This window comes from Enterobacter sp. HK-058-C-ECC (assembly GCF_047531125.1).
GTDB classification, from domain to species: Bacteria; Pseudomonadota; Gammaproteobacteria; order Enterobacterales; family Enterobacteriaceae; genus Enterobacter; species Enterobacter quasiroggenkampii.
On the sequence record NZ_JBLKCH010000010.1, the window covers coordinates 107468 to 130522 of the forward strand.

General features: G+C 56.6%; 18 protein-coding genes and 3 tRNA genes. 4 read left to right on the forward strand and 17 right to left on the reverse strand.

The window, feature by feature from the left end:
• Window positions 1-23 precede the first annotated feature (23 nt).
• From rnr to nnr, 13 genes are all read right to left on the reverse strand, one after another.
• Window positions 24-2465, reverse strand: coding sequence for a ribonuclease R (gene rnr, locus ACMWJS_RS18195; RefSeq protein ID WP_069720061.1), 2442 nt, complete (start codon window positions 2463-2465; stop codon window positions 24-26).
• Window positions 2466-2503: 38 nt separating this feature from the next.
• Complete coding sequence (gene nsrR / locus ACMWJS_RS18200; protein ID WP_414747388.1) at window positions 2504-2929, reverse strand: nitric oxide-sensing transcriptional repressor NsrR; 426 nt, start codon at window positions 2927-2929, stop codon at window positions 2504-2506.
• Window positions 2930-3121: 192 nt separating this feature from the next.
• The gene (locus ACMWJS_RS18205; protein WP_006178975.1) at window positions 3122-4420 is read right to left on the reverse strand and encodes an adenylosuccinate synthase; all 1299 of its coding nucleotides are present in this window, start codon (window positions 4418-4420) and stop codon (window positions 3122-3124) included.
• 104 nt (window positions 4421-4524) lie between these two features.
• Window positions 4525-4722, reverse strand: a complete 198-nt coding sequence (locus ACMWJS_RS18210; protein ID WP_003855996.1) for a DUF2065 domain-containing protein — start codon at window positions 4720-4722, stop codon at window positions 4525-4527.
• A gap of 71 nt (window positions 4723-4793) precedes the next feature.
• Complete coding sequence (gene hflC, locus ACMWJS_RS18215; RefSeq protein WP_008502916.1) at window positions 4794-5798, reverse strand: protease modulator HflC; 1005 nt, start codon at window positions 5796-5798, stop codon at window positions 4794-4796.
• 2 nt (window positions 5799-5800) lie between these two features.
• Window positions 5801-7060, reverse strand: a complete 1260-nt coding sequence (gene hflK, locus ACMWJS_RS18220; RefSeq protein ID WP_045907965.1) for an FtsH protease activity modulator HflK — start codon at window positions 7058-7060, stop codon at window positions 5801-5803.
• A 56-nt stretch (window positions 7061-7116) separates the two neighbouring features.
• Window positions 7117-8397: a ribosome rescue GTPase HflX gene (gene hflX, locus ACMWJS_RS18225; RefSeq protein ID WP_023310136.1), complete on the reverse strand. Its 1281-nt coding sequence runs from the start codon at window positions 8395-8397 to the stop codon at window positions 7117-7119.
• A 74-nt stretch (window positions 8398-8471) separates the two neighbouring features.
• Window positions 8472-8783, reverse strand: coding sequence for an RNA chaperone Hfq (gene hfq, locus ACMWJS_RS18230; protein WP_008502919.1), 312 nt, complete (start codon window positions 8781-8783; stop codon window positions 8472-8474).
• 85 nt (window positions 8784-8868) lie between these two features.
• Window positions 8869-9819 (reverse strand): tRNA (adenosine(37)-N6)-dimethylallyltransferase MiaA, encoded by a 951-nt coding sequence (gene miaA, locus ACMWJS_RS18235; RefSeq protein WP_045907964.1) that lies wholly within the window; start codon window positions 9817-9819, stop codon window positions 8869-8871.
• A complete protein-coding gene (mutL, locus tag ACMWJS_RS18240) occupies window positions 9812-11656 on the reverse strand; it encodes a DNA mismatch repair endonuclease MutL (protein ID WP_229226624.1) in 1845 nt (614 codons plus the stop codon). The genes miaA and mutL overlap by 8 nt, the downstream gene beginning before the upstream one ends.
• Window positions 11657-11665: 9 nt before the next feature.
• A complete protein-coding gene (gene amiB, locus ACMWJS_RS18245) occupies window positions 11666-13006 on the reverse strand; it encodes an N-acetylmuramoyl-L-alanine amidase AmiB (protein WP_063622713.1) in 1341 nt (446 codons plus the stop codon).
• A 16-nt stretch (window positions 13007-13022) separates the two neighbouring features.
• Entirely contained in the window at window positions 13023-13484 is a 462-nt protein-coding gene (gene tsaE / locus ACMWJS_RS18250) for a tRNA (adenosine(37)-N6)-threonylcarbamoyltransferase complex ATPase subunit type 1 TsaE (protein ID WP_013095283.1), read from the reverse strand.
• On the reverse strand, window positions 13477-15000 hold the full coding sequence (gene nnr / locus ACMWJS_RS18255; protein ID WP_414747389.1) for a bifunctional ADP-dependent NAD(P)H-hydrate dehydratase/NAD(P)H-hydrate epimerase: 1524 nt from the start codon (window positions 14998-15000) through the stop codon (window positions 13477-13479). The genes tsaE and nnr overlap by 8 nt, the downstream gene beginning before the upstream one ends.
• Here nnr and queG point away from each other — a divergent pair.
• Window positions 14999-16138, forward strand: coding sequence for a tRNA epoxyqueuosine(34) reductase QueG (gene queG / locus ACMWJS_RS18260; protein ID WP_048027851.1), 1140 nt, complete (start codon window positions 14999-15001; stop codon window positions 16136-16138). The genes nnr and queG overlap by 2 nt on opposite strands.
• A 270-nt stretch (window positions 16139-16408) precedes the next feature.
• Here queG and ACMWJS_RS18265 read toward each other — a convergent pair.
• The 4 genes from ACMWJS_RS18265 to orn all read right to left on the reverse strand — a co-directional run bounded on the left by ACMWJS_RS18265 (window position 16409) and on the right by orn (window position 17450).
• Window positions 16409-16484, reverse strand: a tRNA-Gly gene (locus ACMWJS_RS18265).
• A 36-nt stretch (window positions 16485-16520) separates the two neighbouring features.
• Window positions 16521-16596: transfer RNA gene (locus tag ACMWJS_RS18270), tRNA-Gly, on the reverse strand.
• A 36-nt stretch (window positions 16597-16632) separates the two neighbouring features.
• Window positions 16633-16708, reverse strand: a tRNA-Gly gene (locus tag ACMWJS_RS18275).
• A 196-nt stretch (window positions 16709-16904) separates the two neighbouring features.
• On the reverse strand, window positions 16905-17450 hold the full coding sequence (gene orn, locus ACMWJS_RS18280) for an oligoribonuclease (RefSeq protein WP_008502926.1): 546 nt from the start codon (window positions 17448-17450) through the stop codon (window positions 16905-16907).
• 107 nt (window positions 17451-17557) lie between these two features.
• Between orn and rsgA the strand changes: the two genes are divergently transcribed.
• From rsgA to mscM, 3 genes are all read left to right on the forward strand, one after another.
• Entirely contained in the window at window positions 17558-18610 is a 1053-nt protein-coding gene (gene rsgA, locus ACMWJS_RS18285; protein ID WP_008502927.1) for a small ribosomal subunit biogenesis GTPase RsgA, read from the forward strand.
• A gap of 97 nt (window positions 18611-18707) precedes the next feature.
• Window positions 18708-19676 (forward strand): archaetidylserine decarboxylase, encoded by a 969-nt coding sequence (gene asd, locus ACMWJS_RS18290; RefSeq protein ID WP_414747390.1) that lies wholly within the window; start codon window positions 18708-18710, stop codon window positions 19674-19676.
• 19 nt (window positions 19677-19695) lie between these two features.
• A complete protein-coding gene (gene mscM / locus ACMWJS_RS18295) occupies window positions 19696-23019 on the forward strand; it encodes a miniconductance mechanosensitive channel MscM (protein WP_045909543.1) in 3324 nt (1107 codons plus the stop codon).
• The last annotated feature ends 36 nt before the right edge of the window (window positions 23020-23055 follow it).

Genomic DNA, 23055 nt, shown 5'->3' on the forward strand with positions numbered 1-23055 from the left:
GAGGGTCAGGGTGAGGGGAGAATTTACTCCGCCTGCTTTTTCTTAGCCGCGCGCTTCGCTTTTGTGGCGGCCGCTATTTTCTGTGTCTTCGCGGAAGGTTTCTTCGCTGAACGGGCTTCTTTCTTCGCCGCCTTCGGCTTCTGCTTCTTCTCGCCGCGGAACGCGCTATCCGGCTCGAAGTTCACCTTCTTACCGGCCTGACGGCGCTTGCCGCTCGTTTTGCCGTTTCCGCCTTTTTTCGCTCTTTCGCGCTCGGTTTTACCGACGTTACGCGGGGCGCGCTCGCTGGAGATCAGGCTGAAGTCGATTTTACGGTCGTCCATATTCACGGCCTCAACCTTCACTTCCACGCGGTCGCCCAGACGATAGGTCTGGCCGCCAGATTCGCCGATCAGACGCTGTCCGACCTGGTCGAAGCGGTAGTAGTCGTTATCCAGGCTGGAGACATGCACCAGACCGTCGATAAACAGCTCGTCCAGACGAACGAAGAAGCCAAAGCCGGTCACGCTGGCAATCACGCCTTTGAAGACGTTGCCGACCTGGTCCAGCATAAAGTCACACTTCAGCCAGTCCGCCACGTCGCGGGTGGCCTCATCGGCACGGCGTTCGGTCATGGAGCAGTGCTGACCCAGCTGCAGCATCTCTTCCATCGAATAGTGGTAGCCACCGGTTTCGGTGGTATTCCCTTTATGTCCCTGCTCCTGTGCCAGCAGATACTTGATCGCACGGTGCAAAGAGAGGTCAGGGTAACGACGGATCGGCGACGTAAAGTGGGCGTAAGACTGCAACGCAAGGCCGAAGTGACCGCGGTTTTCCGGATCGTAAATCGCCTGCTTCATTGAGCGCAGCAGCATCGTCTGCAGCATTTCTGCATCAGGACGATCGCTAATGGATTCCAGCAGCTCGGCGTAATCGCGCGGCTCTGGCTTGTTGCCGCCCGGCAGCTCCAGACCCAATTCGGCCAGCACGGAGCGGAACGCGGTGATGGCTTCCGTCGACGGTTTATCGTGAATACGGAACAGCGCCGGTTCTTTGGCTTTCTCAACGAAGCGTGCCGCCGAGATGTTCGCCAGAATCATACACTCTTCGATCAGCTTGTGCGCATCGTTACGCTGGGTCTGTTCGATACGCTCAATGCGGCGCTCGGCGTTGAAGATAAACTTCGCTTCTTCGCTCTCAAAGGAGATCCCGCCGCGCTCTTCGCGCGCCTGATCCAGCGTTTTGTAGAGGTTATGCAGCTCTTCGATGTGTTTGACCAGCGGCGCATACTGTTCGCGCAGATCCTGGTCGCCCTGCAGCATATGCCAGACCTTGGTATAGGTCAGACGCGCATGCGAACTCATCACCGCTTCGTAGAACTTGTAGCCGGTTAAGCGCCCTTTGTTGGAGATGGTCATCTCGCACACCATACAGAGGCGGTCAACCTGCGGGTTCAGGGAGCACAGACCGTTAGAGAGCACTTCCGGCAGCATCGGTACAACCTGCGACGGGAAGTAGACCGAGGTACCGCGGCTGCGCGCTTCGTTATCCAGCGGGGTGTGCGGACGAACATAGTAGCTTACGTCTGCAATCGCTACCCACAGACGCCAGCCGCCGCCGCGTTTTTTCTCGCAGTAGACGGCGTCATCAAAGTCACGGGCGTCTTCACCGTCGATCGTGACCAGCGGCAGGGAGCGGAGATCCACGCGGCCCGCTTTGGATTCTTCCGGCACTTCTTCACGCAGGCTTTCGATCTGCTCTTCAACCGCTTTCGGCCAGATGTACGGAATTTCGTGGGTGCGCAGCGCCATATCAACGGCCATGCCGGTGCCCATATTATCGCCCAGCACTTCGACGATTTTACCTACCGCTTTGGTGCGACGGGTTGGGCGCTGGGTGAGTTCCACCACCACCACAAAGCCCATGCGGGCACCCATCACCTCTTCAGGTGGGATCAGAATATCGAAGCTCAGACGGCTGTCGTCCGGCACCACGAACCCCACGCCCGCGTCGGTAAAGTAGCGGCCGACAATCTGGCTGGTTTTTGGCACCAGCACGCGCACGACGCGCGCTTCGCGGCGGCCTTTACGGTCGGCGCCCAGCGGCTGCGCCAGAATTTGGTCGCCGTGGATGCACATTTTCATCTGTTCAGATGAGAGATACAGATCGTCTTTACGGCCTTCTACGCGCAGGAAGCCGAAGCCATCGCGGTGACCAATGACGGTCCCTTTCAGCAGATCGAGGCGTTCTGGCAGCGCGTAGCACTGGCGGCGGGTAAAGACCAGTTGCCCGTCACGCTCCATCGCGCGCAGGCGGCGGCGAAGGGCTTCAATTTGCTCTTCACCTTCAATGTTTAATTCAACAGCAAGTTCTTCACGATTGGCGGGTTTTTCGCGTTTTGTTAAGTGTTCAATGATGAACTCGCGGCTGGGGATAGGATTCGCGTATTTTTCGGCTTCGCGTTCCTGGAAAGGATCGTGTGACATGTCGGTTCCTCCGTTGTCAGCTCCGGTGGAAATTTTCTTCATTCCACCAGCAATAATTTATAAAGCGGTTGATTCTCTTCAACCAAATCGGCCAGCGTGTAGTTATCCAGTTCCATGAGAAAACTTTGCACGGCCTTAGAAAGCACCTGTTTCAGGCGGCAAGCGGGCGTGATGTGGCAGAACTCGCTGCTGCAGTTCACCAGAGAGAGCGGCTCCAGTTCACGTACCACATCGCCAACACGAATACTCTGTGCCGGTTTACCAAGACGGATCCCACCATTCTTCCCGCGGACGGCAGCAACGTATCCGGCACGGCTAAGTTGATTGATTATTTTGACCATATGATTACGGGATACGCCGTAGACCTCTGTGACTTCAGAGATACTGGTCATTTTCCCATCGGGTAACGACGCCATGTAGATCAGCGCGCGTAAGCCGTAATCGGTGAAACTTGTTAACTGCACATCAACCTCAGGAAAAAGGGAAATCGCGGACAAACCGCAGAGATATTCATTAATGATGATAAACCAGCCAGATAGTTAGCGGCTAATTTATTTGACAGACGGGGCGAAAAAGCGGAGATCCAGGAGCGGTCGCCGGATGGCGCTACGCTTATCCGGCCTACGGGTCTCCCCGCAGGCCAGCAGTCACGAAGATTATGCGTCGAACGGGTCGCGCAGGATCATCGTTTCAGTACGATCCGGGCCGGTAGAAATAATATCGATCGGCACTTCGGTCAGTTCTTCAATACGCTTGATGTAATCCAGCGCCGCCTGCGGCAGGCCGCTACGCTCTTTCACACCGAAAGTGGTCTCAGACCAGCCCGGCATGGTTTCGTAGATTGGCTCAATGCCTTCCCAGTCGTCAGCAGCCAGCGGAGTGGTGGTCACTTCGCGGCCATCTGGCATACGGTAGCCTACGCAGATTTTCACTTCTTTCAGGCCGTCCAGTACATCCAGCTTGGTCAGGCAGAAGCCAGACAGGGAGTTGATCTGCACTGCACGACGCACGGCAACCGCATCCAGCCAGCCGGTACGACGACGACGACCGGTGGTCGCGCCAAACTCGTTACCCTGCTTGCACAGGAACTCGCCGGTTTCATCAAACAGTTCGGTCGGGAATGGACCCGCACCCACGCGAGTGGAGTACGCTTTGATGATACCCAGAACGTAATCCACATAACGTGGACCCAGGCCAGAGCCGGTCGCCACGCCACCCGCAGTGGTGTTAGAGGAGGTGACGTACGGATAGGTACCGTGGTCGATGTCCAGCAGCGTACCCTGCGCACCTTCGAACATGACGAAATCGCCACGCTTGCGCGCCTGGTCCAGCAGATCGGATACATCAACAACCATACCGGTCAGAATGTCTGCAATCGCCATGACGTCATCCAGCACTTTCTGGTAGTCAACAGCGTCAGCTTTGTAGAAGTTCACCAGTTGGAAGTTGTGATACTCCATCACTTCTTTCAGCTTTTCAGCGAAGGTCGCTTTGTCGAAGAGATCGCCCACGCGCAGACCGCGACGTGCAACTTTATCTTCGTAAGCCGGGCCGATACCACGACCGGTGGTGCCGATCGCTTTCGCGCCACGCGCTTTTTCACGCGCAACGTCCAGCGCCACGTGATAATCCAGGATCAGCGGGCAGGCTTCGGAGAGCAGCAGACGCTCACGAACAGGGATACCACGGTCTTCCAGACCTTTCATCTCTTTCATCAGCGCCGCTGGAGACAGCACAACGCCGTTACCGATGATGCTGGTGACGTTTTCGCGAAGAATGCCTGATGGAATAAGATGGAGGACGGTTTTTTCACCGTTGATTACGAGAGTATGGCCTGCGTTGTGACCGCCCTGGTAGCGCACAACATATTTAGCCCGTTCAGTCAGAAGATCAACAATCTTCCCTTTACCTTCGTCACCCCATTGGGTGCCCAGTACGACGACGTTGTTACCCATTTTTTTCAAAATCACCGTTTGCTTAAAAATGGATTCTACCATCGCTTTTTCAGATATACAGCACTTTTTGACCTCAAAATACGCCGATTGCGCCTACTTTTTGATCAGCCAATCGTTTTCCTCAACATGTAGTAGATCACGATGCCCGCAACCACAAGACCGCCGCCAAAACGACGTAAAATATTATCCGGCAGTTGGCTCATGGTGGCGATCATTCGACGCCAGGCGCGTGGATAGAGCATCGGTCCCAGACCTTCCAGCACCAGGACCAGGGCCAGCGCGAGCCAGATCGTTGAATTCATTTTTGTTCCTTATAAAAGAAAACCACCGCTCCGTGGGGAGCGGTGGTTTGAATACTCAAACGAGCCTGAGTTTATCGCGTTGCGTTAGTCGGCGTCTTCATATAACGGAAGAAATCGCTGTCCGGGCTGAGCACCATCACATCCTGGTTGCTCTGGAAGCTATTCTCGTAAGCACGCAGGCTACGGATAAAGGCATAGAAGTCAGGATCCTGGCTGAAGGCATCAGCAAACAGTTTCGCGGCTTCCGCATCACCTTCACCGCGCAGGATACGGCCCTGGCGCTCAGATTCCGCCAGCGTCTTGGCCACTTCGTAGTCCGCAGCAGCACGCAGCTTCTCCGCCTCTTCCTGGCCCTGTGAACGGTGACGACGGGCGACCGCTTCACGCTCGGCGCGCATACGGTTGTAAATCGCCTCGGACACTTCCACCGGCAGGTTGATCTGCTTGATACGCACGTCCACCACTTCGATACCCAGCGCAGCCATACTGTTCGGGTTGATCACCGGCACTTTACCGTTGGTTTCTGCCTGAACGCGTTCAGCCGCTTTGGCAATTGCATCGTCAGCTGCTGGCGTTGAAACTTCATCTTCAGTGCCCGCGGTGCCGGAGTTCAGCGCATCGCGAACTTCCAGGGTCAGACGCCCACGGGAATCGGTCACGATGTCTTTCACATCCAGACGACCAATCTCGGAACGCAGACGGTCAGAGAACTTACGTTTCAGCAGCACTTCCGCCTGGGAAACGTCACCGCCGCCCGTTGCCAGGAAGTAACGGCTGAAATCACTGATGCGCCATTTGATATAGGAATCAACGATCAGGTCTTTCTTCTCTTTGGTCACGAAACGGTCGGCCTGGTTGTCCATGGTCTGGATACGCGCATCCAGCGTTTTCACAGACTGAATGAACGGCACCTTGAAGTGCAGGCCCGGTTCGTAAATGACCGGACGTTTGTCGCCATCACGCACGACGCTGCTGAACTGGAACTTGATCCCACGCTCGCCCTCTTTCACCACAAAGATCGAGGTATAAAGCACGACCAGTACGATGACGATGATCGCAATAACTGACTTACGCATCCTTATTCCCCCTGACGCTGGTAGTCGTTACGCTGCGCGTTAGCACGGCGTTGGTCCATAATGTCACCATCGTTCGAAGAAGGCGTTGTGTTCGTGCTGGCGCTGCCCGTTGAGGATGGCGGCAGACGCAGCAGGTTGTTCGCACCGCTGTTATCTTTTGCTGCCGGAGCAGAACCGCCTTTCAGCATCTGATCCAGCGGCAACACCATCAGGTTTCCGCCTTTACTGTCGTTAACCAACACCTTGCGGGTGTGGCTCAGCACTTTTTCCATGGTCTCGATATAGAGACGCTCACGGGTAATTTCCGGCGCCGCTTTATATTCAGGCAGGATCTTCGCAAAGCGAGCCACTTCACCCTGTGCTTCCAGGATGGTCTGGGTCTTATACGCACGCGCTTCTTCCAGAATACGCTGCGCCTGACCGTTAGCACGCGGCTGAACTTCGTTGGTGTAAGCTTCTGCTTCACGGATGTACTGCTGTTCGTTTTCTCGTGCAGCAATCGCATCGTCAAAGGCCGCTTTTACCTCTTCCGGCGGACGGGCAGCCTGGAAGTTGACGTCCAGCAGGGTAATACCCATGTTGTACGGACGAATGGTCTCTTCCAGCTCACGCTGGGTATCGCTACGAATAACGGTACGACCTTCGGTCAGAATGCGGTCCATGGTGTATTTACCGATGACACCACGCAGGGCGCTGTCGGTCGCCTGACGCAGGCTGTCATCGGCGCTGGTCACGCTAAACAGATAACGCTCAGGATCGGTCACGCGGTACTGCACGTTCATCTCAACGCGCACGACGTTTTCGTCAGAGGTCAGCATCACGCCAGAGGCGGCCAGTTCACGGACGGATTCCACGTTGACCGCAGTCACGTCGTCAATGAAGGTCGGTTTCCAGTTCAGGCCCGGCTCAACCAGATGGCTGAACTTACCGAAGCGGGTCACCACACCGCGTTCCGCTTCTTTAATGGTGTAGAACCCGGTAGCAGCCCAGATGATTACCACTGCAGCGGCAACAATACCCACTACGCGGCCACCCATTTGCGGGCGCGGCCCCTGGGTAGAATTTCCACCTGAGCCAGAACCTTTACCTCCGCCAAGACCACCAAGCTTTTTGCTCAGCTTGCGGAAGATATCATCCAGATCCGGCGGCCCCTGCTCGCGACCACCTTTGTTGCCATTTCCCCCAGAGTTGCCGCCTTGATTATTGCTGCTTCCCCACGGGTCGCGGTCCTGTCCGTTATTACCGGGCTGATTCCACGCCATGTATATGCTCCATATTTGTTATGCAAGGGCGAATTATTCAGGCATCCCCTTTCTGATCAGACGATATAGTCGACCAGCGCAGGTTCTTGTTTACAGAGGCGACGCCAGTCAACGATCGGCATACGCACCTGCATCCCCACGCTGCCGTCATCCTCCATCCACTCTTTTTCTATCGCCTGAAGCTGATAAAACCGGCTGCGCAGCCTGCCTTCCTGTGGCGGCAGTCGCAGCGTGTGCTGAGCTACCTCACCGGAAAGACGTTCTGTCAAAGCCTGGAAAAGCAGTGGCACACCAATACCGGTCTGGGCAGAAAGCCAGACCCGAATCGGTTTGTTCTCTTCATCTCTGTCGATACGCGGTTCGAAATCGTCCAGCATATCGATCTTGTTCATGACCAACAGCGTGGGAATTTCGTGGGCGTCGATCTCTTCGAGCACCACGTTTACCGCGTCGATGTTCTCCTGCACGCGCACGTCTGCCGCATCAATCACGTGCAGCAGCAGCGTCGCCTGTCGCGTCTCCTGCAGGGTGGCCTTGAATGCCGCCACCAGGTCATGCGGCAGGTGACGGATAAACCCTACGGTATCCGCCAGCACCGTTTCACCGACGTCTGCGACGTCAATACGGCGCAGCGTAGGGTCCAGGGTCGCAAACAGCTGGTCTGCGGCATAAACCTGGGCCTCGGTTATCTGGTTAAACAGGGTGGATTTACCGGCGTTGGTATACCCCACCAGCGACACCGTCGGGATGTCGGCTTTGGTTCGTGCCCGACGCCCCTGCTCACGCTGTTTCTCAACCCTTTCCAGACGTGAGAGGATCTGGGTAATTCGGCCACGCAGCAAACGACGGTCGGTTTCGAGCTGGGTTTCACCCGGGCCGCGCAAACCAATCCCGCCTTTTTGTCTTTCAAGGTGGGTCCAGCCACGCACCAGACGCGTTGCCAGATGGCGCAGCTGCGCCAGCTCAACCTGCAGTTTCCCTTCGTGGGTACGTGCACGCTGAGCAAAAATGTCTAAAATCAATCCCGTGCGATCGATAACACGGCATTCGCAGAGAGCTTCCAGGTTGCGCTCCTGGGCTGGAGACAGCGCATGATCAAACAACACGACTGACGCGCCGGTTGCTTTTACGGCATCCGCAATTTCGACTGCTTTACCTTCACCAACAAAATACTTTGGGTGCGGCGCTTTACGGCTACCGGTAATCACCTGCATTGCTTCGACACCGGCGGAAGAGACCAGAGATTCAAACTCCTGGAGGTCTTCCATATCTTTGTCTTGCGAAAAATAGATGTGTACCAGCACCGCCTGCTCACCGGCATCATAACGGTCAAACAAGCGTAAACCTCTCTAAAAAGATCAGCGGGGAACGCAGGATCCCTGGCTCCCCGTGTGGATAACAGTGCGAAACCTTATTCGGTCTCGTCGCTGTCCTGCGCTGGCGTTGAAGAACCCTGCGCGTTGCTGCCATGATGGTAGTTACTACCTGTGCCGCCGCCAGCGTTATTGCTGTGATGAGATACCGGACGGGACGGAACAACAGTAGAAATAGCGTGCTTGTAGACCATCTGACTGACCGTGTTTTTCAACAGAATCACGAACTGATCGAAAGACTCAATCTGACCTTGCAGCTTAATACCATTCACCAAATAAATAGAAACTGGAACACGTTCCCGACGCAATGCGTTCAGGAACGGATCTTGTAAAGATTGCCCCTTAGCCATTCTATCTTTTCCTTATATGCTTGTTTTGTACTTAGAACCTTGCGATTCTGAAAAATTGCGCACGATACGTCTCAATTGTACACATTCAGTGAGCGATATCACCAACAACCTCAATCACGTCGTTTAACGCCTGTTGTGGTTTTTCACTGTCTAACCAGTGAACCCCTTCCCAACCGCGCAACCAGGTGATCTGGCGCTTCGCTAACTGTCTCGTGGCGCAAACACCTCGATAAACCATTTCATCGTATGAAATCTCACCTTCAAGATACGACCACATCTGGCGGTATCCCACACAACGAATGGAAGGCATGTCCGTATGCAAATCTCCACGGGCAAATAACGCCCGCACTTCTGCTTCAAAATCTGAAGCTAACATCTGATGAAAACGCTGCTCAATTCGCTGATGGAGCAGTTCACGGCTCGCCGGGGCGATGGCGAACTGATGCACCTGATACGGCAGAGCGTCTCCTGACGTTTGCGTCAGTTCCGTTAAAGTTTTACCCGAAATGAAAAAAACTTCCAGTGCCCGGGAAAGCCTTTGCGGATCATTTGGATGGATCCGTGCTGCGGCAACCGGATCAATCTCCGCCAGTTGCTGATGCAAAACGTCCCAACCCTGCTCTGCCGCCTGCTGCTCAATTTTCGCTCTTACTTCCGGGTCCGCGGATGGCAGAGGTGATAACCCCTCCAGCAGCGCCTTGAAGTAGAGCATGGTTCCGCCAACCAACAGCGGTATACGCCCCGCCGCCGTTATCTCGGCCATCTCGGCTAAGGCATCCCGGCGAAAATCCGCTGCGGAGTAAGCCTGAGCCGGGTCGAGTATATCCAGCAAACGGTGCGGTGCCGCACGCAGCTCTTCTGCGCCAGGCTTCGCCGTGCCGATGTCCATCCCCCGATAAATGAGGGCGGAGTCGACGCTAATCAACTCTACAGGCAAAACTTTACGCAACTCAATGGCGAGCGCCGTTTTGCCGGAGGCCGTTGGGCCCATTAAAAAAATTGCCTTAGGCAGGCTCGCCTTACTTACATCAATCATGTTTCAGGGCGTTCATCGCCGTTTGTAAATCAACAGGTTGTAATAATCCACCCGGCGGCGTTTTCACCAGATGCGGACAGAGGCGTTCCACCTCCGCCAGCACGCTAATGGCCTGTGCCATGCTCCACGGCGTGTGTTCGCTTGCCAGATGACGGGCGATCCACTGCGCGGTGTTAGCGGCATCAAATGCTGTTTGCTGCGCCAGGTAGCCTATCAGTTCAGGAATCAAGTTTTGTAAATTTTGTTGGCGTAAGGGTAAAGGCACTGCACGAATTGTCACATGTTGCGGTTCGAGCACAGTTTCAATCCCCATCTGCGCCAGCTGCGCCTCGGCGCGCTGCAATACCCTTGTTTCATCAGGGGATATTTTCAGGCGAACCGGAATTAACAGCGGCTGCGCACAGGCGGCATTTTCGCCCGGCGTGAGCTGCACCTGTTTCAGCCAGCGTTCGGCCACCGGCAGTGCCAGAAGCATCAATTTACCGTCACGCTCCAGCAGCGCCATATCCGGCGCGATGATCGTCAGCACCCGGCCAAAACTCTGGCTGTGGCCGTCCAGAGAAGGCTGAGGCGCCGGAATGGATGTTTTACGCTCCACGGCCGGCGTTTCCAGCAGTTTGCGGTACAACGCGCCCTGCTGCTTTTGATAGCCGGGCTGAACATTCGGGTAGTTGGCACCTGTTGGACGCGGTGCGCCCCCGGCGGAGGAAAAGCGCGGCGCTTCCGGTTCACGCGCGACGGCGGGCTCCGCAAAATGGTTGCGGCCCGCCGCGACGCGGTTTTCCGGGATTGGGCGTGGCGCCGGTTCTGCGTGTTCCAGCGGCAACGACGTTTCAACCTGCTGCTGCAGCACGCTCAGCACGCCCTGATAGATAAAATCATGCACCAGTCGCGACTGGTGGAATCGCACTTCGTGCTTGGCAGGATGAACGTTCACATCCACCTGATGCGGGTCGATGTCCAGATAAAGCACGAAAGCAGGCTGCTGATCGGCCCCGAGCTTGTCTTCGCAGGCCTGGCGAATGGCGTGATTGATGAGACGGTCGCGCATCATGCGGCCGTTGACGTAGCAATACTGGATCTCCGCAAACGCAGCGCTGCTCGCGTTCGGATCGGCTACCCAGCCGCGCAGCGCCAGATCGCCGTGCTGCCACTCAATGGCCAGCGCCTGTTCCAGAAACGGGGTCCCGCAAATGGCGCCCAGCCGACGCTCTTTCTGTCCACCTTCCGCCACCGCGCGATACTGGCGCATCACCTTGCCGTTGTGGCTGAGGTTGATGGTGACATCGAAACGCGCCAGCGCGATACGGCGGATGATCTCGTCGATATGTCCGAATTCGGTCTTCTCGGTACGCATGAACTTGCGTCGGGCGGGGGTGTTGTAGAAGAGATCTAATACTTCAAGCGTCGTGCCGACAGGGTGCGCCGCGGGTTTGACCGTTACATCCATATCGCGCCCTTCGGCGTAAGCCTGCCAGGCTTCCTGCTGTTCGGCGGTACGGGAGGTCAGCGTTAAGCGCGAAACCGAGCTGATACTGGCCAGCGCTTCACCGCGAAAGCCGAGGCTAATAATCGCTTCCAGGTCATCCAGAGAAGCAATTTTACTGGTGGCGTGACGGGCCAGCGCCAGCGCCAGCTCCTCTTTTTTTATGCCACAGCCGTTATCGCGAATGCGGATGAGCTTCGCGCCACCGCGCTCGATATCAATATCAATACGGGTCGCGCCCGCATCGAGGCTGTTTTCCACCAGCTCCTTCACGACCGACGCAGGGCGTTCCACCACCTCACCGGCGGCGATTTGGTTCGCAAGCTGCGGCGGCAGAACCTGAATCGGCATGAATTCTCCTTAGTTGGTCGCGGTCATCTCACCCGGCAGCGCTGCGCTGGCCGTCTGGCCTGCGCCACTCTGTGGCGCAGACTGCAGCGGATGGGCATCAAAGTATTTACGCAGACCGTTATAAATCGCTTCGGCAATTTGCTGCTGATAGCTGTCGCTTCCCAATAGACGCTCTTCGCCGTTGTTACTGATAAAGCCCGTCTCTACAAGGATGGACGGGATATCTGGCGAGCGCAGAACGCCGAGGCTGGCATGTTCAGGACGACGCTTATGCAGCACGCCAATACTTTGCAGCTGGTTCAATACGTTAGTGGCGACATCATACCCGACGCGCTGAGAATGACCGAATTGTAAATCCAGCACCGCCTGGCTGAGATACGGGTCTGACTGGCTGTTTGCCAGCACATCGCCTGCACCGCCCAACAGTTCAGACTGCTTCTCATGCTCTTCCAGCCAGTTGGCCATTTCGCTGTTGGCGCGACGGTTCGAGAGTACCCATACCGAGGCGCCGGTCGCGTTACGGTTTGGCGCAGCATCCGCGTGGATGGAGACCAGGAAGTTCGCATTCTGCTTACGAGCGACATCCGAACGCCCCATCACCGAAATGAAGTAATCCCCGTCGCGGGTCAACACGCCTTTGAACATAGGGTCGTCGTTGAGCAGCGCACGCAGCTTACGGGCAATGGCGATGGTGACATTTTTCTCTTGCGTTCCCCCTGGGCCAATCGCACCCGGGTCCTGTCCACCGTGACCCGCATCGATGGCGATAATCACTTTGTCACCGCTGGTCGCTGCACGGCGCGCACTCGCTGCCGGACGCGTTACCGTATTGCTGCTGGTTGCCGCAGTGATGCGATCGTTCTGCGATTTAAACGGATTACGCGCAGGTTCAGCAGGACGCGGCGTATACACCGGTTCTTCGACGCGTTTCGCAACGACCGGCGGCGGTGGAGGCGGTGGCGGGACATCAGCATTGATGGTAAAGACCACCGTATAGTTCGCCCCGTTTTGCTGCTTCACCGCCTTCGTTTTGCCCTTTTCGGTCAGATCGACCACCAGGCGTAACGACTGGCTATCCTGCGGCGTACCCGAACGGATACTTTTCACCAGGTTGTTGCCGCTGAACTGCAGCGGGAGTCCCTGGATCACGCCTGTCTGTTTGATATCCAGCGCCACGCTGTGGCTGTCTGGCTGTGAAAACGCATACTCAGGATCGCCCATAAAGCTGAACGTGATTCGAGCCTGGCTTTCGCCGTTCGAGACCTGAATATCTGAGAGGTTTGCCGCCCCGGCCTGCGCGCACAGCAGCACGGTGGCAGCCAACAACCAACCTTTAACGCGATTTATCATCCCGTCATCCCTACGCTTAACCGGCCAGTCGCGCCAGTAAGGAACTGCCTGATGAGGAAACAGCACTGATGCGTGCCTCACGCCCTTGTGCCTGGTAATCTAAGTGAATTTCGACATCCGGGTCAGGCAGCACACCCGCACCTTGTTGCGGCCACTCCACCAGGCAGATGGCATCATTGGCAAAATAATCACGGATCCCCATAAATTCCAGCTCCTCAGGATCCGCAAGGCGGTATAAATCGAAGTGGTACACCATGAGATTTTCAAGGGTGTACGGTTCTACCAGCGTGTAGGTTGGGCTTTTCACATTCCCGTTATGCCCTAACGCCTGCAAAAAACCCCGGCTGAAGGTGGTTTTACCCGCACCTAAATCACCATACAGATAAATGACGGTTGCCCCCTGACAGGCCTGCGCCACGCGCTTGCCGAGTTCTAAAGTGGCTTGTTCATCAGGTAAAGGAATCGCTCGATTAGTCATTTTCTACGTCAATCACATCCGGGTTAACAACACGCCGCAGCGTGCAAAAGAGATCGGTGGCCAGCATACCGCGTGTACCGTAACGCGCGGCCAGTTTATCCGCCGCAACGCCGTGAGCAACGCAGCCTGCGCAGGCTGCATCATAAAGGGGAAGTTTCTGTCCAAGCAATGCGCCGATGATGCCGGAAAGCACATCGCCCATGCCGCCGCTCGCCATGCCCGCATTTCCGGCATCAATAATGCCCTGCGTCTCGTCACAGGCGACAACGGTTCCTGCCCCTTTTAAAACAGCAACACCTCCGTAACGTTTTACCAGACGCTGAGCAGAAAGTAAGCGATCGCTTTCAATTTCTGCCACGCTGCAGTTAAGCAGCCGCGCGGCTTCGCCGGGGTGTGGCGTCAGAATGCGATTGTGACGCTTATCCGGGTTTATTGCCAGAAGGTTAAGCGCGTCGGCATCCCACAGCATCGGTTTGCGAAAATTCTCGACCTTTTGCAGGGCCTGTTTACCCCACGCCTGCTGTCCAAGCCCGGGACCGATCACCACCACATCCGCCCATTCGAGACTTTCCTCTAACGTCTGAAGCGTAAGCTCATGGACCATCAGCTCCGGTCGGGCGGTGATGATTGGCGCAATATTCTCAATGCGAGTGAGCACTCGCACTAATCCGGCGCCGCTGCGCAGGGCTGCTTCACCGGTCATGCGAATCGCACCTGCCGTACCGTGGTCGCCGCCCACAATGACCAGCCTGCCGTGATCGCCCTTATGGGACGTCGGCCGGCGCGGCGGGAGCCATTCAGCAAGCTGCGATGCATCAAAACGCGCGATGCGCATGTCCTGCCCGGCGAGCCAGCTCTCCAGTCCCAGCGCACTGTGGTGCAGCACGCCGACGACATCCCGCGCTTTGCCGGTCAGTAACCCCGGCTTGAGGGCGATGAAGGTCACCGTATGTGCCGCCTGAATCACCGCCCCCGGCGTCGCGCCGGTTTGTGCCATCAGGCCAGAGGGAATATCCAGGGCGACTACCGGCGCGGAATGTCTGTTAGCGTGTTCAATAAGCGCGGCAACGTTTTCGCGCGGCGCACTGCGCAGCCCGGTGCCCAGCAGCCCGTCAACAATCAGATCAACCTCCTCTGGCCAGACGATATCAGGCGCATGAATCACACCGCCTGCGTTCAGCCATGCCTCCCGCGCCGCGCAGGCCTCTTCCGGCAGCGGTTTATCACTTTCAAGAGCCAGCAAGGTCACGCGGAGACCCGCAGCCACCGCGAGACGTGCAACGACGTAGCCATCACCGCCGTTGTTGCCGTGCCCGCACAGAATCAGCCAGTGAGCCGCCTGCGGGAAGGCGCTTCGGGCAACGTCAAATGCCGCCTCACCCGCGCGCAGCATCAGTTCATACAGGGTAATCCCGAGGCTGTCTGCAGCCTCTTTTTCGGCGCGCCGGAGGTCATCCGCATGCCAGATGGAATGTGGTATACTTGCGGGGTTTTTCTTCACCGTATGGTCCGTCATGTCACAGCCCCTCGATCTCAATGAATTAGCGCAAAAAATAAAACAGTGGGGTGCTGAGCTTGGCTTCCAGAAGGTGGGCATTACCGATACCGACCTTTCCGCCAGCGAGCCGAAACTGCAGGCCTGGCTGGATAAACAATACCACGGCGAAATGGAGTGGATGGCGCGTCATGGCATGATGCGCGCCCGTCCACACGAGCTTTTGCCGGGCACATTACGCGTCATCAGCGTGCGCATGAATTATCTGCCCGCCAACGCGGCCTTTGCGCGCACGCTAAAAGACCCCTCGCTGGGTTACGTTAGCCGGTACGCCCTGGGACGTGATTACCATAAGCTTCTGCGTAACCGTTTAAAAAAACTCGGGGAAACTATTCAGCAGCACTGTGTTTCGCTGAATTTTAGACCCTTTGTCGATTCCGCGCCTATTCTTGAGCGTCCGATCGCCGAAAAAGCCGGGCTTGGCTGGACAGGTAAGCACTCACTTATCCTTAGCCGCGACGCCGGATCGTTCTTCTTCCTCGGTGAACTGCTGATCGATTTGCCGCTGCCGGTAGACGGCCCGGTAGAGGAAGGCTGTGGCCGCTGCGTGGCCTGTATGACCATCTGCCCTACCGGCGCCATCGTTGAGCCCTACACCGTTGATGCGCGCCGCTGTATCTCCTACCTGACTATCGAACTGGAAGGAGCCATTCCAGAGGAATTCCGACCGCTTATCGGCAACCGCATCTACGGCTGCGATGATTGCCAGCTCATCTGCCCATGGAACCGCTATTCGCAGCTTACTGACGAAGAGGATTTCAGCCCGCGTAAGGCGCTCCATGCCCCGCCGCTCATTGAGCTGTTCGCCTGGTCCGAGGCCTGGTTCCTGAAAGTGACGGAGGGTTCGGCTATTCGCCGTATCGGCCATCTGCGCTGGCTGCGAAATGTCGCCGTCGCGCTGGGGAATGCCCCGTGGGATGAAGCCAATATTCGGGCGCTTGAAAGCCGTCGAGGTGAGCACCCACTTCTTGATGAACACATAGAATGGGCGATTGCGCAGCAGATAGAGAAGCGTAATGCCTGCGTGGTCGAGGTGCAGCTACCGAAGAAACAGCGTCTGGTGAGGGTGATTGAGAAAGGGCTTCCGCGGGATGCCTGAACTATTCACAGCCTGTGAATAAAATTACAAACTCAAGCGCCATCTGGGCTGGAGATGAGGTCAAGTGATCTCAATAACATTTTGAAATCAAATTTTATACTGCAAATACAGTGCGTTATGAAGATATTATTCACCCTGCTAAGTTTTAACCCTGTTTCGGTTAAGCGCAGTTTCTGTGGATAACTCTGTTCACAAGAGTATTTCAGAGACAATAGAAAACGCCCCCAGCGACGCTTTTCGCTGTGGATATTTTAGAGATGAAGAAGAATTTGGAGCGGGAAACGAGACTCGAACTCGCGACCCCGACCTTGGCAAGGTCGTGCTCTACCAACTGAGCTATTCCCGCTTGGGTGGTCCGTGCTGTGGAAGCACTTTCAAATTTTGGAGCGGGAAACGAGACTCGAACTCGCGACCCCGACCTTGGCAAGGTCGTGCTCTACCAACTGAGCTATTCCCGCTTGGGCAGTCTGTGCTGTGAAAGCACTTTCAAATTTTGGAGCGGGAAACGAGACTCGAACTCGCGACCCCGACCTTGGCAAGGTCGTGCTCTACCAACTGAGCTATTCCCGCAAATCTGCACTGCTTTTGTTGCTGTCGTAACGTGTAATTCTCTGTCGTTACGGGAGGCGCATTATACGAGAAATCCTTTTAGCTGCAACCCCCCTTAAAGCGATTTTTTCGAAATTCAGTTCAAATGCTTATTTAATCGGCAAGCTGAACAATTTAACGACAAAAACCCGGCCACGCAAGGCGCCGGATCTCAAAATCACAGCTTAATAAAGTTTTCGCGGTAGTAGGAAAGCTCCGCCACGGACTCTCGGATATCGTCCATCGCCTGATGCGTCCCCTGCTTTTTAAAGCCGTCGAGGATTTCAGGCTTCCAGCGACGCGCCAGCTCTTTCAACGTGCTGACATCCAGATAGCGGTAGTGGAAGTAAGACTCCAGCTCCGGCATGTACTTAAACAGGAAACGACGATCCTGACCGATACTATTCCCACAGATAGGCGATTTGCCCGCCGGAACCCACTGTTTCAGGAACTCAAGCGTCGCCAGCTCCGCCTCACGGTCACCCATGGTGCTCGCCTTCACGCGCTCCACCAGACCACTGCCGGTGTGGGTACGCACGTTCCACTCATCCATCAACGCCAGCTGGTCATCGGACTGATGCACCGCTATCGTTGGCCCTTCCGCCAGGATATTCAGGTTGGCGTCCGTCACCAGGGTTGCAATTTCAATGATGCGATCGCGCTCGGGATCCAGCCCGGTCATTTCGAGATCGATCCAAATCAGGTTGTTTTCATCCGCGCTCATGTTATTTTCCACCCTTCTCGCATAACCGGCAGTAGCAGGTTAACTAGTATTAATTAGAGTGTATCATAGAGGTTTTGCCCCCTACGGGCGACCAGGAGCCAGTGCGATTGAGTAAAAATAAACTCTCCAAAGGGCAGCAGCGCCGCGTGAATGCCAATCACCAGCGCCGTCTTAAAACCACTGCGGAGAAGGTCGATTACGACGACAACCTGTTTGGCGACCCAACGGAAGGCGTAGTCATCAGCCGTTTCGGTATGCACGCTGACGTGGAATCCGCCGATGGAGCGATTCACCGCTGCAACATCCGCCGGACCATTCGTTCTCTGGTGACCGGCGACCGCGTCGTCTGGCGGCCGGGGAAAGAGGCGGCGGAAGGCGTGACGGTAAAAGGTATCGTTGAAGCGGTCCATGAGCGCACGTCTGTGTTAACCCGTCCCGATTTCTACGACGGGGTCAAACCGATTGCCGCCAACATTAACCAGATTGTTATCGTATCGGCGATTTTGCCCGAACTGTCGCTCAATATTATCGACCGATACCTCGTCGCCTGCGAAACGCTGCAGGTTGAGCCGATTATCGTGCTGAACAAAATCGATCTGCTGGACGACGACGGAATGGCCTTCGTCAATGAGCAGATGGATATCTATCGCAAGATTGGCTACCGCGTCCTGATGGTCTCCAGCTACACCAAAGATGGCCTAAAACCGCTGGAAGAGGCGCTTACCGATCGCATCAGCATCTTTGCAGGCCAGTCCGGCGTGGGCAAATCGAGCCTGCTGAACAACCTGCTTGGTCTGCAACAAGAGATCCTCACCAACGATGTCTCTGATGTCTCGGGCCTGGGCCAGCACACCACCACCGCGTCACGCCTGTATCACTTCCCGCACGGGGGCGATGTCATCGACTCCCCGGGCGTGCGAGAGTTCGGTTTATGGCACCTGGAGCCGGAACAAATCTTTAACGGATTTGTCGAATTCCATGATTATTTAGGCGCTTGCAAGTACCGCGACTGTAAACACGATAACGACCCAGGCTGCGCTATACGTGAAGCGGTTGAGAAAGGCGAAATTGCGGAGACCCGCTTCGAGAATTACCACCGTATTCTTGAGAGCATGGATCAGGTAAAAACGCGTAAAAACTTTTCTGATTCTGATAACTGACAACTAAGCTAAGCATCGCTAAAATCGTCCCCTTTTTTCAGGTTCCGGCGGCTTAACGCCGGATCAGGAACGACAAAACAATGGCCTGGAGGCTACCTTGTTAAACGCATTTAAACTTTCGCTTCAATACATTCTGCCAAAACTGTGGCTCACTCGCCTGGCGGGCTGGGGCGCGAGCAAACGCGCAGGCTGGCTGACCAAACTGGTCATCGACCTTTTCGTAAAATATTACAAGGTCGATATGAAAGAGGCGCAGAAGCCGGATACCGCCAGCTACCGCACCTTCAACGAATTCTTCGTGCGCCCGCTGCGTGACGACGTGCGCCCGGTGAACACCGACCCTAACGTCCTGGTGATGCCGGCAGACGGCGTGATCAGCCAGTTGGGTAACATCGAAGACGACAAAATTCTGCAGGCGAAGGGCCATAACTACAGCCTGGAAGCGCTGCTGGCGGGTAACTACCTGATGGCGGATCTGTTCCGCAACGGTACCTTTGCCACCACCTATCTGTCACCGCGCGACTACCACCGCGTGCACATGCCGTGTAACGGCATCCTGCGTGAAATGATTTACGTCCCGGGCGATCTGTTCTCCGTGAACCACCTCACCGCGCAGAACGTGCCAAACCTGTTTGCCCGTAACGAGCGCGTCATCTGCCTGTTTGATACTGAATTCGGCCCTATGGCACAGATTCTGGTCGGTGCGACCATCGTCGGCAGCATCGAAACCGTCTGGGCTGGCACCATTACCCCACCGCGCGAAGGCGTGATCAAACGCTGGACCTGGCCTGCCGGTGAAGCGGAAGGCTCTGTGGCCCTGCTGAAAGGCCAGGAGATGGGTCGCTTTAAGCTGGGCTCCACCGTGATCAACCTGTTTGCGCCGGGCAAAGTGAAGCTGGCTGAACAGCTTGAAAGCCTGTCGGTGACAAAGCTGGGCCAGCCGCTGGCGGTCTCTACTGAAACCTTCGTGACGCCAGAGGCAGAGCCTGCTCCGCTGTCACAGCAAGAGATCCAGGCCGAGCACGACGCCAGCCCGCTGGTTGACGACAAAAAAGACGAAGGCTAACAACAGAAGGATCGCTGACGTGCGCCCGATTATCGTTCTACTGATGGCCTGGTGCCTCAGCATGGGGGCGTACGCAGCGACAGCCCCCGACGCCAAACAGATAACCCAGGAACTGGAGCAGGCAAAAGCGGCCAAACCCGCTCAGCCAGAAACCGTCGAGTCGCTCCAGTCCGCACTGAACGCGCTTGAGGAGCGAAAAGGCTCGCTTGAGCGCGCTCAGCAATATCAGCAGGTTATCGACAACTTCCCCAAACTCTCGCAGACACTGCGCGCGCAGCTCAATAACTTGCGTGACGAGCCGCGCGATGTGCCCGCAGGGATGACATCCGACGCGCTGAACCAGGAGATCCTGCAGGTCAGCAGCCAGCTTCTGGAAAAGAGCCGCCTTGCTCAGCAGGAGCAGGAGCGAGCGCGCGAAATTGCCGACTCTCTCAGCCAGCTTCCGCAGCAGCAAACCGACGCCCGTCGCCAGCTTAATGAAGTTGAGCGCCGCGTGGGTACGCAAAACGGCAACACGCCGCAGGCACAGGCCCAAAATCTGGGCCTGCAGGCAGAATCGGCTCGCCTGAAGGCCCTTGTCGATGAGCTTGAGCTGGCGCAGCTTTCCGCCAATAACCGCCAGGAGCTGTCACGGATGCGCTCAGAACTCGCTCAGAAGCAGAGCGAGCAGCTGGACGCGTATCTTCAGGCCCTGCGCAACCAGCTCAACAGCCAGCGCCAGCGTGAAGCGGAGCGCGCGCTGGAAAGTACCGAGCTGCTGGCAGAAAACAGCGATAACCTGCCTGCCGGCATCGTCCAGCAGTTTAAGGTCAACCGTGAGCTTTCGGCCGCGCTGAACCAACAGGCGCAGCGTATGGATCTGGTGGCCTCGCAGCAGCGTCAGGCCACCAATCAAACCCTTCAGGTTCGCCAGGCGCTTAACACCCTGCGCGAACAGTCCCAGTGGCTCGGATCGTCAAACCTGCTGGGCGAAGCGCTGCGCGCCCAGGTCGCGCGGCTGCCGGAAATGCCCAAACCGCAGCAGCTGGACACCGAAATGGCCCAGCTGCGCGTTCAACGGCTGCATTTTGAAGATCTTCTCAACAAACAGCCGCAAATCCGCCAGATCCGTCAGGCTGACGGACAGCCTCTGACCAGCGAGCAAAACCGCATTCTTGAAGCCCAGATGCGTACCCAGCGTGAACTGCTGAACTCTCTGCTCCAGGGCGGGGATACGCTGATTCTGGAGCTGACCAAGCTAAAAGTGTCCAACAGCCAGCTGGAAGATGCGCTGAAAGAGGTGAACGAGGCGACGCACCGTTATCTCTTCTGGACGTCCGACGTGCGTCCGATGACCTTCTCGTGGCCAATAGAGATTGTCCAGGATCTGCGCCGTCTGATTTCGCTGGATACCTTCAGCCAGCTGGGACAGGCCAGCGTGATGATGCTCACCAGCAAAGAGACCATTTTCCCGCTGCTGGGGGCGTTGATTCTGGTGGGCTTCAGCATTTACTCGCGCAGACATTTCACCCGCTTCCTCGAGCGTTCCAGCTCCCGGGTGGGGAAGGTTACCCAGGATCACTTCTGGCTGACGTTGCGCACCGTATTCTGGTCGATTCTTGTCGCCTCCCCGCTGCCTGTGCTGTGGATGACGCTGGGCTATGGCCTGCGGGAAGCCTGGCCCTATCCGCTCGCGGTAGCGATTGGCGATGGCGTCACCGCCACGGTGCCGCTGCTGTGGGTGGTGATGATTTGCGCCACCTTTGCGCGACCCAATGGCCTGTTTATCGCCCACTTTGGCTGGCCGCGTAATCGCGTGGCGCGCGCCATGCGTTACTATCTGATGAGCATCGGGCTGATTGTGCCGCTGATTATGGCGCTGATCATGTTCGATAATCTCAACGACCGCGAATTCTCAGGCTCGTTGGGCCGCCTCTGCTTTATGCTGATATGTGGAGCGCTGGCTATCGTCACGCTCAGCCTGAAACGCGCGGGTATTCCGCTCTATCTGGATAAAACCGGCAGCGGCGACAACATGTTCAACCGGCTGCTCTGGAACCTGCTGCTCAGCGCACCGTTGATTGCGATGCTGGCAGCCGCGGTGGGTTACCTGGCGACGTCGCAGGCGCTGTTGGCACGTCTGGAAACCTCGGTGGCCATCTGGTTCCTGCTGCTGGTGGTGTATCACGTGATCCGCCGCTGGATGCTGATTCAGCGCCGCCGTCTGGCGTTTGATCGTGCCAAACATCGCCGAGCGGAGATCCTCGCCCAGCGCGCGCGGGGTGAGGAAGAGCCAAACCACGTCAACAGTACGGAAGGCACGACGGAGGCGGATGAGGTCGAGCTGGATCTGGATGCCATCAGTACCCAGTCCCTGCGTCTGGTTCGCTCTATTCTGATGCTGATTGCACTCCTGTCGGTCATCTTCCTGTGGTCGGAGATCCACTCCGCATTTGGCTTCCTGGAGAACATCTCGCTGTGGGATGTGACCTCCACGGTGCAGGGCGTTGAAAGCCTGGAGCCGATCACTCTAGGGGCAGTGCTGATTGCCATTCTGGTGCTGATCATCACCACCCAGCTGGTGCGCAACTTCCCGGCGCTGCTGGAGCTGGCGCTGCTGCAGCATCTGGATTTAACGCCGGGTACGGGCTATGCGATCACGACCATTACCAAGTATCTGATCATGCTGTTTGGTGGACTGGTTGGCTTCTCGATGATCGGCATTGAGTGGTCGAAGCTCCAGTGGCTCGTCGCAGCGCTCGGCGTCGGGTTAGGTTTTGGTTTGCAGGAGATCTTCGCCAACTTCATCTCTGGCCTGATCATACTGTTCGAAAAACCGATCCGTATTGGCGATACCGTCACGATCCGCGATCTGACCGGCAGTATCACGAAGATCAACACCCGTGCGACGACGATCAGCGACTGGGATCGGAAAGAGATCATCGTGCCAAACAAGGCGTTTATTACCGAGCAGTTCATCAACTGGTCGCTGTCAGACTCCGTTACCCGTGTGGTGCTGACGGTACCGGCACCGTCGGACGCTAACAGCGAAGAGGTCACCCAGATCCTCTACACCGCCGCTGAGCGCTGCTCGCTGGTGATCGACAACCCGGCGCCGGAAGTCTTCCTTGTGGATTTACAGCAGGGGATCCAGATTTTTGAGCTGCGTATCTACGCCGCCGAAATGGGGCACCGTATGCCGCTGCGCCATGAGATCCACCAGCTGATTCTGGCGGGCTTCCGCGAGCACGGTATTGATATGCCGTTCCCACCGTTCCAGATGCGTCTGGAAAGCCTGGACGGGCGTAAAACGGGAAGAACGCTGACGTCAGCGGCGCGTACGCGCCCGGCGGGCAGCCTGTAACGCGTCTCCCCTCCCTTTCGGGAGGGGAATATTCCC